We start from the raw sequence: 15,697 nt of genomic DNA, 5'->3' as shown, positions 1-15,697 counted from the left end.
ATAAAGGGGAAAGGGGACACAAAGTTATACAAGCGTAGCGGCGTAAATAAAAGCAGTAAGAAGAAGCGAGCCACTAGCTAGTCCTAAAAAATCTAATTTGTTAAAAGTGATGTTATTCATAATATATTCTCCTTACTTGTTTAATGTAGAAGCAACAGCTTTTGCGTCGATAAGAGCGGAAAATACCATGCCCATTGTATGTAAGAAATTGTTCGTTTTCATTTTGTTCATCATATTAATCCGCTCCTTTTCGAATAGTTGTTACCCTGTTTCTGACTCCATTGTATGAAATGTTGCGGAAAGTAACTATCGAATTAGCTTACAGAAAAATTACACTTTTGTAAGAGAAACGAATGAAGGTGTAATGATAAGAAGATTTGACATATGTTCATGAGATTCATTAAGTTAAAGGTAGAGGTGAGTGTATGGCTAATATTAAAGATATTGCAAAGATGGCGGGAGTTTCAGTTACGACTGTTTCGAGAGTGTTGAATGATCACCCATATGTAAGTGAAGAAAAAAGGAAAGCGGTTATAGAGATAGTTGAGAAATTGAATTACTCGCAAAACGCAAATGCTGTTCATTTATCAAAAGGAAAAACGAATATTGTTGGTGTGATTTTACCGTATATTAATCATCCGTGTTTTGATGCGATGGTGAGCGGAATGATGGAGACTGCGTTAGCGCATAATTACAGGGTGCTACTTTGCCAAACGAATTATAATAAAAAAGAAGAAATGAAAAGTTTACATATGTTAAAAACAAAACAATTGGATGGTCTTATTATTTGTTCACGTGCAAATGATTGGGAAACGATAGAACCGTATGCTTCTTACGGCGCAATAATTGCTTGTGAAGACAATGATATTTCAAACATCTCAAGTGTATATACGAATCATTCAGCGGCCTTTCAATTAGGAATGGATTATTTGATTGAGAAAGGTTATAAAAAAATTGGTTATTGCACGGGAAGGAAATTAGGGCCAAGTAGCCAAAAACGTTTTGATGTTTATAAACAGCAATTGCAATCTATAGACGAAGAGGTTAATGAAGAATGGATTTTTACAGAATGTTTTACACTAGAAGATGGTGTAAAAGTGGCTCATAAGTTAAAAGAGATGCAGGATCTTCCTGAAGCATTAATAGTAGCAGGTGATGAAGTTGCGATTGGGGTTATGACAGAGGTTGAAAAATTAGGGGTTCAAGTTCCTGAGGATTTAGCGATTATTGGCTTTGATAATCAACCTATCTCGCAAGTGTTACAATTGACAACTATTGATCAAAATTTAAAGGAGATAGGGAAAACTGCTTTTGAAATGTTGCATAGAAAAGTGAATGACGAGAGTTCTGAACAAGAAAAGCTGGAAATTCCATACGAACTTGTGGAACGCTCTACAGTTTAATCGTAATCCGTTATGTGTATAATCGCATAACGGATTATTTTTTTGAAATATCTTTGACAGGAAACGCGTTTCATACTTTATAAAGGAGTTAAACCGGTCTGTAATAATCCATGGATTCTTTTCAAGTGTTAATGCAGTGAATAGAATTTGGAGGAATATGCATGAATGAACTTTTATCGAGTATGAAAAAGTATGTAGATGATGATGAAAAGATTCTGGCTTTTGTGGTAGGGATATTTGAGAAGGATAATTTTATATTATCGTATCAACATGGGGTTTTTGTTGCCACTACTAGACGTCTCCTTTTTTACGGGAAATTTCCGTACTATTCTTCAACATTTAAAGAGTATTCATATTTGCATATAGATAGCATAGATTTTCATCCGTATTTTGAATTTACTTGTAGTCATGAAACCATTCGCGCTAAGTATATTCAGAAAGGGAATGTGGAGCGATTTGTCCGTGCAGTTAGAGCAAATATGAATAATTAATCAACCCTCTGTTTAAACATAATATTTCAATTTTTAAGAGGGAAAATGCGGAATAAAAACCACTTCTAAACCTCTAGGAGATAGTGATACAATGTCAAATGGGGGGAGGGTATGAACTATGGTTAATCAACGTATAAAGGAAATAACACTAATTACAATTGGTTCATTATTATTCGCAATTGGTATTAATTACTTTGCAATTCCAAACCGTTTATCGGAAGGTGGAATTATTGGTTTAACGGTTGTTACGTACTACTTATTTGATTGGTCACCAGGAATTGTGAACTTTGCTATAAATGCAATTTTACTAGCTGTTGGTTATAAATTTTTTGATAAGAAAACAATGATTTATACAATTTTAGGGATTGTAGAAACATCTTTGTTTTTATACGTTACAGAACATATTGAGTATCATGTAAATAGTGATACATTATTAGCAGCTTTATTTGCTGGTTTATTTGTGGGCATTGGATTAGGCTGTATGTTCAAAGCCGGAGGTACATCGGGAGGATCAGCAATCTTAGCTCAGTTAGCAAATCAATATTTAGGTTGGAGTGTAGGTAAAGGCGTACTAATTATTGATATTGTTGTAATTGCTGGTTCTGTATTTATAATAGGGCAAGAAAAGGCGATGTATACACTTGTGGCTGTGTTCATTGGAGCGAAGGTGATTGATTTCATTGTAGAAGGAATGGACACAAAAACGGCTGTTACGATTATTTCGAATCAACCAGATTTAATTCGTGAAGCTATTACGAAAAATATGACACGCGGTGTTACTGTATTAGAAGGGCGCGGCGGATATACTGGTAAAAATAAAGAAGTTTTATATGTTGTTATTAATAAACAAGAGCTTGTTAAGTTAAAACAAGTTATTAGCCGGGTAGATGAAGATGCTTTCGTTGTTATACATGATGTACGTGATGTACTTGGCGGTGGCTTTAAAGCAAGCTAAAAGGTGAACGAGTAAATTCGTTCACCTTTTTTAATTCTTACAAAAATGTAAGTGTAATGTAATGAGATTCAATAGTAGATTTTATTCCCCCTTTTTAAAATGGATGTATATATATCCTGCAGAGGAGGAATGTTTATTATGAAGAAAAAAATGATCACTACTATAATAGCGATGATAGTGATAGTAGTAATGTTACTGCCTACGAAACTTGGACCGGTTATCGATAAATATAATCCATTTTATAAGACGAAAGAATACTATACGGTTGTGAATACAATTGGTCAGCATATCGGTGATGAGTGGTATGAATATGAATTTATTGCATTCGATGAACGTGGTAGAGAGCAGAAAATAAAGAAAACGGTTAAGCATATGTTAAAGAGAGATGAAGCATTAAAGGTTTTTGCAAAAGGGCGTTACGGTGAGTCCATTGAAGAGATTGAGGTTGCAAATATTCCTATAAATGCGAAGAGTAAACTTTTAACGGTGAGATAGCGAAATATACCCCCAGCTATTTTTTGTCGAAAATAAAAATACTGGGTAAGGGTATTTTTAAGGTTAACAAAAAAGCCTTAGTCCATATGGACTAAGGCTTTTTTGTTATATAAAGGGGAAGGGGGTACATTGTAGTAGCATGGGTGAAAGGTATAAGAAGAGTAGCTACTAGCAATGTAATTTGGTTATGTGATTGTTCTTCTTATTTGGCTTACTTTCTAACTTTATTGTACGAAATATAAGTAAGGAGAACTATCGAATTACATTACACATAACTTACAAACATGTAAGCCTTCTGTAATGTAATTCGATAGTTAAAAGATAGTAATTTTCATATAGTGTAACTAGAAAGTATCAATGTATTACTTTCTGTTTGTAATGAAGAATGAAAAACCAACTAATTTTTAATAATCCTCATCTGAATAAAGATGGGGATCTTTTTTAAACCTTACAACATTGTAAGGTTTACGTAAGTTAATTCGATAGTAAATTTGTCATATTTTTTGCATAATAGATACAGATAGAAAAATAATTAGGGATCTAGTAAGAAGGGAGAAAAATGGGATGCGTAAAGAAGAAGTAGTGAAGTTACCAATTAAAGATTTCTGTAGCTACTTTACTGTTGCCGTAGTGTGTATTGGATTATTTGATATCATAACAAACTTAATTGTTAAATAATATAGATGCTAAAACAAGAAAGGAAGTCCTTTCTTGTTTTTTTTATGGGGGCATAAAGATGAAATGGATTGATAGTCATATACATGTTGATCAATATAAGGATGAAGAGAAGAGCAGATTACTAAAAGAGGTGGAAAATAGTAAAGAAATAAAGGGGCTTATTGCGGTATCTATGAATTATCAATCTTGTAAGGAAACGTTATCTTTAGCGAAGAAGTATTCCTTTATATATCCAGCGATAGGGTTTCATCCAGAGCAACAGATTCATAAAGAAGAGTGTGAACAGATTTATCAACTTATTGAACAGAACGCAGAGGAAATTGTTGCGATTGGTGAAGTAGGTTTGCCCTATTATTTGAGAAAAGAAGATGAAAGAATTGCTGCAGATCCATACATAGCTGTATTGAAAAAATTTATAGAACTAGCTAGTAAGTATAATTTGCCGATTGTATTACACGCAGTTTATGAAGATGCTGACATTGTATGTGATTTGCTAGAGAAATATAAAGTTTCACGTGCACACTTCCATTGGTTTAAAGGAAGCGATGAAACAATGAAACGGATGATGAGAAATGGTTATTATATTTCGATTACACCGGATGTTTTACATAAGGAGAAGATTAGAAAAATCGTTTCGTATTATCCGCTTGAATATATGATGGTAGAAACAGATGGTCCGTGGGAATTTCAAGAGGATGTTATAACGCACCCAAGAATGATTCGAGAGGTATTAAAGGAAATTAGTTCTATAAAAAACATATCCATTGATAAGGTCGCAAAAACAATATATGAAAATACAAGTCAATTTTATTTGAAAGGATAGGGGAATTATAGTTTTAATCATGTAACGGAAAAAGTAAAAGTTGAATTTATTTAGTAAAATGCCACGGTTTGATATATGACAAAAAACCACCAAGCGTTCCGCTCGGTGGTTTTGTATTAGGATTCTAATTTTTTCGCACGTTTTAATAATAAAAGAAAGACAATGATAACGAATCCTAGTATAAGGAAGAAGCCATATTGCTTTATATAATCAATTATGTCATTTGCACTTGTTGGTTTTTTAACGTGAATGCCGTCTTTATTCGTAGTAATATGAATATCTTTCATTTTTATTTCATTCTTTTCCTTTTGTAAATCAATCCATTCTATATTTGGAATACTCTCTAGATCCTTTAACACTTCTTTTAATGGTTTCACACCTAAGTAAGGATGATAGAATGCTCCAATAATCCCATCGGATAATTTAGCAACAGATAAAGCATTTGCTTTCATTTTAGCAATAGCTTGTGGCTTATCTTCTTCAATAAAACCGACTGTTTCAGGCATTAATTTCATTCCATGTAGAAATGATGGTGTACTTCTATATGCTGGAGAGTGCATGGATTTCCAAGTTGTATCACTTAACTGTAGTTGTCCTACATAAGTTGAAAAGTATCTTGATAATATTTCATACCCTTTTTGAGACATTGTGTAATGAGGTGCTTCAAAGGCGACAGGATATAGTTTAGCATCTACAAGTTCTTGAATCCCCTTTTCGATATGATCTGTCGTATATTTTTCCTCAAACTCTTCCCCTTTTTTTACATATTGGTTATATGACTCTATATTTGGAAATTCATCTTTTCTCTTCGGTTTTTCATGTTTCGATTGGCGAATTGGTTGATCCGTCTTTACGTCCCAAAATTCAAAACCTTCCCCAGTTTCACTATCATAAAATTGGTGAGTGTAACCATGCATAATAATCGCTGCACCATCATCTTGCATAGAGCGTAAAAGATCAACTAGTTCTGGTTTATCTTTTAAATGTATTATCTTTCCTGTATCTGGATCTTTATATACCGGAATAACAGTAATCATGTAAGGCATCTTTTTCTCTTTTAGTAATTCAGCAATTTCTTTCAATTGATTTATATCTGCTGCGGGGTGAACATCCTCAAGGCGTAAATAAGCTTCAACTTTATTTTTCGTTGGTTTTTGGCTGAAATAAGAAAATAACATTTCACCGACGTAATGAGACATCCAGTCAAAGAGGTTAGGTGTTGCAACATAATAAGATGTTTCATGCTGAACGATTAGTGGGTTAGTGTTATTTGAGCTTAAGGCGTTAGCAAGCACAGTTCCATTCGTATCAAATGATTGAATTAATCGTTCCTCCTCTAAGGTATTTTTTAGCTTCTTGTCTGGATATTCAATTTTATTAACTCGTATATCATCACTATTCAAAGTAATGAAAGAAAAACGCTTAGATAATTGTTCAACATTTTGTCCTAATACTAATACAGGGCCGGAGAAGTTTTCTAGAAATTGTTTCGTTTCATCAGAAAACGCTTCTTTTGTTTCACCGATATAAACAATATGTGTATAGGAGGATACGTTATTAATTGAAGTTGCTTCTTTTAAGTTTTTTACGGTTATATCATTTGTAAAATGTCCTAATTGAGTATTAAGGATTTGGACATTATTTGAAAATTTATCGTCTTGTGTACTATACAAAACAAGTACTTTTGGTTTTGATGATGTTTGTGCAGAGGTGTAGGTAGGGATGAGTAGTAAAATGCTGAACAAGAGTGTTAGGCATTTTTTCATTTTGTACGCTCCTATTCTATATATAGAGTTCAGTTTACAATTATATACAATAAATGCGTTATAGTCTATGAAAGTTACATTTTTGCCCGTATTTACCAGCTGTTTTTTCACAAAATCGGTCTAAAGCATGATGATAATATGTATAGTTATTTGCTATGATAAAAGAGTAATAGAATGTAGGTAATTGTAAAGGGAAGGCTGAAAGGGGACAAATTTCAGCGGAGAAAGAGGTAGAGGTAGTGAAGAAATTCTTTGTAGGATTTTTAGTTGTTCTTGGAGTATATTTATATTTCCAAGGAAAGTCTGAAGGAATGGATAAGCTAGTGAATGGAACAAGCTATGTTGATTCAGAAGAAGCAAAACAGATGAAACAAATCATTATAGAGGAAGCGAAGAAAGTAAATCTTCCAGAATGGATACCTCTTGCAATTGCCGAGCATGAAAGTCGATTAAATCCAAGAAGTGTTGGAGATAATGGAACTTCATTCGGATTGTTTCAACTACACCGCGGCGGCGGGCTTGCACCAGAACATTTAACTGATGATGAGCTGAAAGATCCACGTACAAATGCGCAAATTGCAATGCCGCATTTAATGAAAGGATATAAGCGTGGGGTGCAAAAAGGTTTGACTGATTTTGCATTACTGAAATATATAGCGAATACATCTGGATGGCCAGGGAATTTAGGGCCAGAGTGGACGGATAATAACATGAAGTATAACATCGGATTAGAAGATGTGTACTATCGAAATAAAGGTGTAATAAAAGAGTAGGTTTTCTATACCTACTCTGTTTTTTTATGAATAATTTCATCCTTTTCTTTCGTGAAATACTGCGTGAGTTGTATTTTCACCTCTTCTAGTTTTGTAGAAACTTGCGGTATTTTATATCCTACATACAATGGTGAAACGACAAATCTAGGTACAACTTTACAAATAATTTTTCCATTTAAGTAATAGAAGAATAAGTTATAACTACTACATCCTTTATGGAAATCTGTCAGTATGTAACGTACAGTTTGCTGAATGTAATTTGCCATTTCATCTATATATGAAATGTTATCAATGATTATATTGAATTCAGTGAAGCCAATAATGGGACGCTCTGAAATATTAAGCTCAATGCATTCATTTTTTTGAACAATTAACCCTTGGAAATTTTCTTCTTCAATATTTTCAAGATAATCTACATATTTCATTCCGATAATTTGCATGTGTGCATGATGCAAACTTCCACCTGAAAATGGACCGTGATTTTTATATAAAATCACAGATGCGAACTCTTCGTTCTCCTGTAAGTGTAACCAATGTTGAATAGAAAATTGCATTAATTTTCTCATATGTTCTTCTGTATATGTTGCGATATGATCTTCGCAATTATCGGTTTCGATTAACACTGTTTGAAATGTATCTTGTAATGTAGGAAATTTATTTTTTAACCAAATAATAGAACCATCAGTTGCTAAAATATTCGTTAATTGTTCTTTATCGCAAAATGGACATGCAGCGCTTCTATTCCGAATACTTTCTGGTTTTTGTTTACCGATATCGTTTAAAAAATATAGTTGTTGTGTATCCATTTGTATATATGCCCCTTTAAAATATGTGTAAAAATCCCGCTTAATACATTCGGGAAAAGGAAAAGGAAATCCTCTAAAGGAATAGGGGAAAAATAAAAGACAAGATATCCTCATTACGATAGGGTACCTTGTCTTTTATTTTTTCTCTAATAGTGTGTATGGATAATATAGAACATTTTCATTATTTTTCTTTTTTCTCTTTTTTATTGTGTATAAGGTAATTGCTGTGCTTGCAATTATAATAATGGCTTTCTTCATATTCATATACCCCTTTTTATTGTTGGTTTAATTCTTGGCTAACTGCTTTTGCATCGACTAAAGCGTGTAAAATCATTTTCACCATGTTCATCATATTTCTTCACTCCTTTTTATAGTTCATTTAGTTCTTTTACAACTGCTTGTCCGTTCACTAATACCTCAAAGATTGCTTTTACGATTTCTTTCATCATGTTTGTTCCCCCTTTTGTTTGTCTCGCTTGTTTACATCTTTATTGTATAGGGAGGCATCTTTTCGTACTATCGCTTTCCATTACGTGAACATAACAGTTTTGTAAGATTTGATGTCACTTATTGAAATGTTTAGTCTATCTTCATTATTTTCAGAAAAATGACTATTCAAACATGAAATTGGAAAGTATAATAAAGAAGTAAGTATTAAATTCCGTACGAAAGGGGTGAATGAGATGAAACGTTCTTTAGCTGCGCGTGCCAAATTTTTAGATTTTATTTATTTTTGTCGTGCGATTTTTCATGATGTAGTTGTTAACGGGATACGTATGCCCTTTTTTAACAATTGCATAGTGACTATTGAACGATAGAAATCTCTTCACCCATTTTTAATAAACGTGTGAAAAGGGAGCTATTTGGCTTCCTTTTTCTATGCCGAAAACCATGGGGAATGTTTCTTTCTCATGGTTTTTTATATTGAAAGGAGTACGGAAAATGACTATTTGTAGTGTAAATAATGTAATGAAATCTTTTGGTGGAAACATCATATTTGAAAATATATCGCTTGAAATAAAGAATGGTGAACGTGTTGGGTTAGTTGGTCGTAACGGTAGTGGGAAGACAACAATCTTTGGACTTCTAACGGGAAAGGAGAGTTTGGATGCAGGAGCCATCCATATGAAGAAAGGTACACGTATTGGTCATGTCGCACAAATTCCGAAGTTTGATGAGGTTATGACTGTATATGATGTATTGAGTTCTGCTTTTAAAGTAGAAAAGGAATTAGAAAAAGAAATGCATGCTTTAGAAAAAAATATGGCGGTGGAACAGGAACAATCTGCTTTGGAAAAGCTAATGGAGAGGTACGGAGTCATTCAAGAAAAATTTGCATTTCTCGGTGGTTATGAAATCGAGGCAAATATAATGAAGGTAGCAAATGGCTTACAAGTGACAGACTTATTTTCAAGAGTATTTACGGAATTAAGTGGAGGAGAACAGACGAAAGTAAGCCTTGCATATATGCTATTGCAGAAACCAGATTTACTTCTATTAGATGAACCAACAAATCATTTAGATTTATTTGCAGTTGAATGGTTAGAGCAATTTTTAAAAGAATACACTGGAACAGTTATAGTTATTTCACATGATCGCTATTTCCTTGATGAAGTTGTAACGAAAATTTTTGATTTGGAAGATGGAGAGATTCACGTGTACCATACGAATTATTCTCAGTTCGTTGAGGAGAAGGAAGAAAGATTACTTCAAGAGTTTCAAGCTTATCAGGAGCAACAAAAGAAAATAAAGAAAATGAAAGAAGCAATTAAGCGTCTACGTGAATGGGCAAATCAAGCGAACCCTCCGAATGAAGGATTGCATAAAAGAGCGAGAAATATGGAACGTGCGTTAGAACGTATAGAGAAATTAAAGAGGCCAATTTTAGAACGAAAACAGATGGGTCTTCAGTTTGAAGGGCAAGAGAGAAGCGGGAAAGATGTTGTTGTAATGAAAGAAGTGAGTAAAGGTTTTGCTGGACGACCTTTATTTGAACAAGCGAATTTACATGTTCGTTTTCAAGAGCGTGCGGCTATCGTTGGTCGTAATGGTACAGGAAAGACTACATTATTAAAACTACTATTAGAAGAAATAAATCCAGACGTTGGTGAAATTCGAATTGGTAGTAGTGTCAAAATTGGTTATTTATCACAGCATACGTATGGAAATGTGAAGAGTAATGTATTGGAAGCGTTTAGAGAGTATGTAGCTGTAACAGAAGGAGAAGCAAGACATATATTGGCTAAGTTTTTATTTTATGGTCCAGCAGTATTTAAGAAAGTAACGCAACTGAGCGGTGGAGAAAAAATGAGGTTAAGACTTGCGCAACTTATGTATCAAGACATCAATTTTCTAATTTTAGATGAGCCGACAAACCATCTTGATATTGAATCAAGGGAAGTTTTAGAGGAAGCCCTTGAGCAATATAATGGAACAATCCTAGCTGTTTCACATGATCGTTATTTTTTAAATAAGTTATTTGAAAAGACGTACTGGATTGATGAATGTAAATTATTTGAGTTTGCAGGAAACTATGCATGGGCTCGTCAAAAATGGGAAGAAAAGCTTGAGAAGCAAGTAATAAAGCAAAAACGCCAAGGGAGAAAGAGTGTTGAAATGGTTCCAGTAAAAGAGAAAAAAGCTAGGAATCTTGAAGAGATTGAAAATGAGTTAATGCATGTAGAAGAAGATATATATGCAATAGAATGTGAAATGGAACATGTAGCTGATGTTGAAAGACTTGAAAAATTATATGAGGAAAAAACGATGAAAGAGTTGTTACGAGCGAAGTTATATAGTGAGTTAGAGAATATTGTGGAGTAAAGAGTAGAAAGCCACTTCCTTTCAGTTTTGTTGGAGGAAGTGGCTTTTTCATAATGATATTTTGCTTTAAAGATTAAATGAAACGATGTGTTTCACGTGAAACAGTAACTTAGATAAATCCGTGTTCCTCAATTTGCATAGCTTGTGAAGCGTATGAAATGATAAGGTGAAAAATAAATGTCATTAGTGGCTTTTCAATAGGAGTAATCACAAAAACAAAGGCTAATTATTTCCCGAGAGATAAAGTGAGGGCTTTTACGGGCAGCCCGACCCCGACCTAACTTCTTTTGCTTTCGCTGAATTTTGAGGTGGGGTTCTTACTGCCCGGCAAATAGCGGGATAAATATGTATAAAAGAGACTAGTGAATGAAAACGAAAAGAGAGCAAAGTTACAGCTTTACGCGCTGAACCCTGCTCTCTTTTTGCGTGGCATCTTCTCTCGTTGAAATTATAATAGCGATCCCGAGCATGATAAAAAAAGCTAAAAAGAGGACGAACTTTGGGAAGAACGGGAATAGTAATAGTGCTCCGACTATCATAATTGTTAATAATACGTAGTGCAGGACGTATTGGAATAGGTTGTCCATATTTTCGCCCCCTTTTTGGTAATTGGTTATTAGTATTCTATGTTTCATGTTGAAGGAATAGAAGTAGATTTTTAAGTTTTTTAATACGAATTATAGCTGAGTTTTCTTAAAGTATAAATGTAGAGTGATAATTTTGGAAAAATTCTCAAAATATTTATTTAGAAAGAATTGACAAAACATAATGAACGATATAAGCTAATAACCATAAAGTCTACCGGAAAAGTCGGAATAAGATTGTTACCCCTCAAAAACATCTATTTTTTTTTCGATTAAAACCGACTTTTCCGATTGGCTATAAATGTTGCTGTGGGAGGCATACATAAGGTAATTCGTTCAGAGGGTATAATCATAAAAAGTTAGGGTGGGGACAATGAAGAAAAAGACAAAAAAATGGGCTGGTGTATTTTCGGTATTAATGAGTAGTTCGCTTGTGTTGTCTGCTTGTGGGGGACAGGAGGACGCGGCTTCTACAGAGCCGGTTAAACAGCAGGATTTAAAAAATGTGAAAATTGAAAAGATCGCTGCGACAGATAAAACGAAAGTGCCAGACAAAGCGAAGAATAGAAAAGATACGTTAGTAGTTGGTATTAGTAAGCCAGGCGGCGTATTTTTGCCATATTTCCAACAAAATGGTTGGGATGGAAACGTAACTTCAGTTATTTTTGCATCTCTCGTATCAACCGATAAACAAGGGAAACCAATTCCAGAATTAGCTGAGAAGTGGGACGTTTCTTCTGATCAGTTAACATATACATTCCATTTACGTAAAGATTTGAAATTTAGTGATGGATCGCCATTAACGGCGGATGATGTAGCTTTCACATTGACGCTTTTACATGATAAGGCATATGAAGGTGAAGTAGATATCTCTCAATATGCGGTTAAAGGTGGTAAAGAATATAAGGAAGGAAAAGCAACTTCAATTGAAGGTATTCAAGTTGTTGATCCACAAACAATTAAAATTACAACTGAAAAAGTGAATTCACAAGCTATATTTGTTTTAGGAGGTACAGTACTATCAAAAGCTTATTATGGAAAAGATTATAAGCAAAATACAAGCTTAGATTACTTAAAAGATTTATATGGAAAGCCATTAGCTGCGGGTCCATATAAATTTGAAAAGTATATTCCAGGTCAAGAAGTTCGTTTTGTAGCAAACGAAAATTATTATGCGGGTAAACCAAAAATTCAAAACTTCATTTATAAAATTACTTCTGGTGATACGAAGCTTCAGTTATTCCAAACAGGAGAAGTTGACCATACTGGCTTAGGTACTGGTGATGAGGTTCTTGAACAGGCTAAGGCTTTAGAATTCGCCAATATCCAAATCGAAACAGCACCGTCATTTAGTTATATTTATATGAATAATAATAAGCCTTACTTAAAGGATAAAAAGGTTCGCCAAGCACTTATTTACGGATTAGACCGCAAAAAATATGTTGATACAGCGTTAAAAGGATACGGTACAGTAGCCAATGTACCAATTCATCCAACTTCTTGGGCTTATACGGAAGAAGGAGTTAATAAATACGAATACGATAAAGAAAAAGCGAAAAAATTATTAGATGAAGCAGGGTGGAAAGTTGGTTCGGATGGAATTCGTGAAAAAGATGGTCAAAAATTAAAACTTTCTTATTTCGGTCCAAGTTCGGCTAAAGATAGTGATTTATTAATTCCGATTGCGAAAGAGAATTATAAAGAAATAGGTGTAGAGTTTAATCCTGAATTTATGGACTTTAATACGATGCTTTCTAAGGTAAACAAAGGGGATTATGATTTAGCTTCTGTTTCGACACCGATTACAAGTGATCCGAGTGAAACAGCTGGTGAATATTTGTCTACTGCAAATGAAACTAGTCTTGGTTATAAGAATGCAAAAGTAGATGAGCTAATTCAAAAAGGTATTGAAACTGTAGATATCGAAAAGCGTAAACCTATTTATAAAGAATTGTATAAAGAATTAAGTGATGATCCACCAGTAATTCTATTAAACTACCGTAGAACAATTACTGGTTATAACGGGAATATAAAAGGAATTGATCCTGAAAAGTACAACAGTATTAGTGCAAACTTACCAGTATTATCATTTGAAAAATAACGATAAGAATGTATAAGTAGAAGACATTTTTTCATTCGGTTAGTAATGTGCCGCTTTGAAAAAATGTTCTTCTATTTTAAGCATAAGATTGGAGAGAAAAAGGGTGAAAACATATATTGTTCGTAGGTTGTTACAAATGATTCCTACACTGCTTGGTACATCAATTATTATCTTCGTCCTGTTCGCACTTCTTCCTGGGGATTATATTGATTCAAACCCGAAAATTACACCGGAAAGAGCAGCTGAACTGAGGGAGTTATATGGGTTGAACAAACCAATTGTTGAGCGTTATTTTCATTGGTTAGGTAATGCATTGCAAGGGGACTTTGGCTTCTCACTTCAATATCAAGAGCCTGTAACGTCATTATTAAATAAATTTATTTGGAATTCCTTTAGTGTAGCAATTATTGCATTGTTTTTTATTTGGCTAATTGCACTTATTATCGGTGTATTCTCGGCGACGAAGCAACATTCTTTATTCGATAAACTTGTAACAATCGGTGTTTTTGCAGCAATGTCATTCCCTTCATTCTTTATCGGTTTGTTTTTAATTAAGGTGTTTGCGGTTGACTTTAAGTTATTACCGATAGGTGGAATGATTGATGTTGGCAGTAATTCAACAGGATTTGCTTACGTGATAGAAGTTGCAAAACATATGATTTTACCAGTATTTATTTTGACACTTCTTGGGGTCGGCTCGCTAACTCGTTATTTTAGAACAAGTATGTTAGAGGTTGTAAGACAAGATTACATACGAACAGCAAGAGCGAAAGGTTTGAAGGAGAAGACGGTTATTTATAAGCATGCATTAAAAAATGCAATTTTACCGGCAATTACGTTATTAGCATTTGAATTACCTGGATTGTTTTCTGGGGCAATTATTATTGAACAAATTTTTAACTGGCCAGGGATTGGTAATATTCAATTAGAAGCATTAAATTTCCGTGACTATACAGTATTGATGGCATTTACGATGTTTCTTTCTTGTTTAACAATCGTTTCAAACTTTTTAGCAGATATCGTATATGCAGTTGTTGATCCAAGAATTCGGTTGAAGTAAGGGGGGGAAGAAATGGAGACTGTTACAGTAATTACAGAAAAAAAAGAAAAAAAGAGAAGAAATGAATCATCACCATGGCGACAAGCTTTTAAAAAGATAAAGAAAAATAAGATGGCACTTGTAGGGTTTTATGCATTAATTTTTATGTTTTTATTTTGTTTTATCGGTCCGTTCTTTTCTCCATATGCATCAGGAAAAATACAAGTTGCGCTCATTAACAAACCACCTAGTTTTTCTCATTGGCTTGGTACAGATCAATTAGGAAGAGATATTTTAACAAGGCTTATGCAAGCGGGACGTATTTCATTAACCATTGGTTTAGCTTCAATGGTTTTATCGGTTATACTTGGAGCTTTATTAGGAGCGATTGCAGGTTTTTATCGTGGTATTGTGGACAATATTATTATGCGACTTGCAGATATTTTAATGTCGATGCCAGGATTACCGTTACTTATTATAATGGGTGCGATTTTATCAGAGTGGAAAGTACCGTCTGATTATCGTTTGTATGTCATTATGATTATTTTAAGTTTAGTAGGTTGGCCAGGGCTTGCACGCCTTGTAAGAGGGCAAATTTTATCACTTAGGGAGCAAGCATTTATGCAAGCTGCGGATGTGTTAGGAATAAAAGATTACCGGAAAATTATATATCACTTAATACCTAATGTTTTACCCATTTTAATTGTCGTATCTACATTAGGTGTTGCAGGTTCTATTTTGGGAGAATCCGCACTAAGTTACTTAGGTCTCGGAGTCGTTCCACCTACACCATCATGGGGGAACATGATTAGCGCAGCTAACTCATTAATCGATTTCCAAAAGCGTCCATGGTTATGGATTCCGCCTGGTTTTGCAATCTTTATAACAGTTGTATCAATTAATTTACTTGGTGATGCACTTCGTGATGCATTAGATCCAAAGATGAGACGGTAGGTGAGG

At 34.0% G+C, this 15,697-nt stretch carries 16 protein-coding genes; 11 read left to right on the top strand and 5 right to left on the bottom strand.

Annotation, left to right across the window (positions count from 1 at the left end):
* Positions 1-24: 24 nt before the first annotated feature.
* Entirely contained in the window at positions 25-120 is a 96-nt protein-coding gene (locus BLT20_RS25690; protein ID WP_001060007.1) for a DUF3948 family protein, read from the bottom strand.
* Positions 121-425: 305 nt separating this feature from the next.
* On the opposite strand from BLT20_RS25690, the gene BLT20_RS25680 reads away from it, so the two are divergent.
* The 5 genes from BLT20_RS25680 (at position 426) to BLT20_RS25655 (ending at position 4,845) form a co-directional block, all read left to right on the top strand.
* The gene (locus BLT20_RS25680) at positions 426-1,403 is read left to right on the top strand and encodes a LacI family DNA-binding transcriptional regulator (RefSeq protein WP_001273905.1); all 978 of its coding nucleotides are present in this window, start codon (positions 426-428) and stop codon (positions 1,401-1,403) included.
* A 161-nt stretch (positions 1,404-1,564) separates the two neighbouring features.
* Positions 1,565-1,894 carry a PH domain-containing protein gene (locus tag BLT20_RS25675; protein ID WP_001004245.1) on the top strand — a complete coding sequence of 110 codons (330 nt, stop codon included), beginning with the start codon at positions 1,565-1,567 and terminating at the stop codon, positions 1,892-1,894.
* Positions 1,895-2,012: 118 nt separating this feature from the next.
* Positions 2,013-2,849: a YitT family protein gene (locus BLT20_RS25670; RefSeq protein WP_000248045.1), complete on the top strand. Its 837-nt coding sequence runs from the start codon at positions 2,013-2,015 to the stop codon at positions 2,847-2,849.
* Between the two features lie 138 nt (positions 2,850-2,987).
* Positions 2,988-3,344, top strand: coding sequence for a YxeA family protein (locus tag BLT20_RS25665; protein WP_000728423.1), 357 nt, complete (start codon positions 2,988-2,990; stop codon positions 3,342-3,344).
* A 736-nt stretch (positions 3,345-4,080) separates the two neighbouring features.
* Positions 4,081-4,845 (top strand): TatD family hydrolase, encoded by a 765-nt coding sequence (locus BLT20_RS25655; protein ID WP_000871103.1) that lies wholly within the window; start codon positions 4,081-4,083, stop codon positions 4,843-4,845.
* A gap of 116 nt (positions 4,846-4,961) precedes the next feature.
* On the opposite strand, the gene BLT20_RS25650 is transcribed toward BLT20_RS25655, so the two are convergent.
* Complete coding sequence (locus tag BLT20_RS25650; protein WP_000710599.1) at positions 4,962-6,611, bottom strand: DUF2334 domain-containing protein; 1,650 nt, start codon at positions 6,609-6,611, stop codon at positions 4,962-4,964.
* A 239-nt stretch (positions 6,612-6,850) separates the two neighbouring features.
* On the opposite strand from BLT20_RS25650, the gene BLT20_RS25645 reads away from it, so the two are divergent.
* Positions 6,851-7,384 (top strand): transglycosylase SLT domain-containing protein, encoded by a 534-nt coding sequence (locus BLT20_RS25645; RefSeq protein WP_000713249.1) that lies wholly within the window; start codon positions 6,851-6,853, stop codon positions 7,382-7,384.
* A gap of 11 nt (positions 7,385-7,395) precedes the next feature.
* Here the strand turns inward: BLT20_RS25645 and BLT20_RS25640 are convergent, their stop codons facing one another.
* Positions 7,396-8,190: a DUF4931 domain-containing protein gene (locus BLT20_RS25640; protein WP_000381031.1), complete on the bottom strand. Its 795-nt coding sequence runs from the start codon at positions 8,188-8,190 to the stop codon at positions 7,396-7,398.
* A 135-nt stretch (positions 8,191-8,325) separates the two neighbouring features.
* Positions 8,326-8,454, bottom strand: coding sequence for a hypothetical protein (locus tag BLT20_RS25635; protein ID WP_002023099.1), 129 nt, complete (start codon positions 8,452-8,454; stop codon positions 8,326-8,328).
* A 419-nt stretch (positions 8,455-8,873) separates the two neighbouring features.
* Between BLT20_RS25635 and BLT20_RS31165 the strand changes: the two genes are divergently transcribed.
* Both BLT20_RS31165 and abc-f read left to right on the top strand, forming a co-directional pair.
* Positions 8,874-9,008: an RAxF-45 family protein gene (locus tag BLT20_RS31165; protein ID WP_000830643.1), complete on the top strand. Its 135-nt coding sequence runs from the start codon at positions 8,874-8,876 to the stop codon at positions 9,006-9,008.
* 73 nt (positions 9,009-9,081) lie between these two features.
* Entirely contained in the window at positions 9,082-11,013 is a 1,932-nt protein-coding gene (gene abc-f, locus BLT20_RS25625; RefSeq protein ID WP_002025206.1) for a ribosomal protection-like ABC-F family protein, read from the top strand.
* 389 nt (positions 11,014-11,402) lie between these two features.
* Here the strand turns inward: abc-f and BLT20_RS25615 are convergent, their stop codons facing one another.
* Complete coding sequence (locus BLT20_RS25615) at positions 11,403-11,600, bottom strand: hypothetical protein (RefSeq protein WP_000369254.1); 198 nt, start codon at positions 11,598-11,600, stop codon at positions 11,403-11,405.
* A gap of 370 nt (positions 11,601-11,970) precedes the next feature.
* Here BLT20_RS25615 and BLT20_RS25610 point away from each other — a divergent pair, with 370 nt between their 5' ends.
* The 3 genes from BLT20_RS25610 (at position 11,971) to opp4C (ending at position 15,691) form a co-directional block, all read left to right on the top strand.
* Complete coding sequence (locus BLT20_RS25610) at positions 11,971-13,698, top strand: ABC transporter substrate-binding protein (RefSeq protein WP_000730692.1); 1,728 nt, start codon at positions 11,971-11,973, stop codon at positions 13,696-13,698.
* Positions 13,699-13,801: 103 nt separating this feature from the next.
* Positions 13,802-14,758: an ABC transporter permease gene (locus tag BLT20_RS25605; protein WP_000860748.1), complete on the top strand. Its 957-nt coding sequence runs from the start codon at positions 13,802-13,804 to the stop codon at positions 14,756-14,758.
* A gap of 12 nt (positions 14,759-14,770) precedes the next feature.
* A complete protein-coding gene (gene opp4C / locus BLT20_RS25600; RefSeq protein WP_000451077.1) occupies positions 14,771-15,691 on the top strand; it encodes an oligopeptide ABC transporter permease in 921 nt (306 codons plus the stop codon).
* Positions 15,692-15,697: the final 6 nt, after the last annotated feature.

This window comes from Bacillus sp. cl96, assembly GCF_900100505.1.
Taxonomy (GTDB): Bacteria; Bacillota; Bacilli; order Bacillales; family Bacillaceae_G; genus Bacillus_A; species Bacillus_A cereus.
This window is presented reverse-complemented; position numbering and strand designations above follow the sequence as displayed.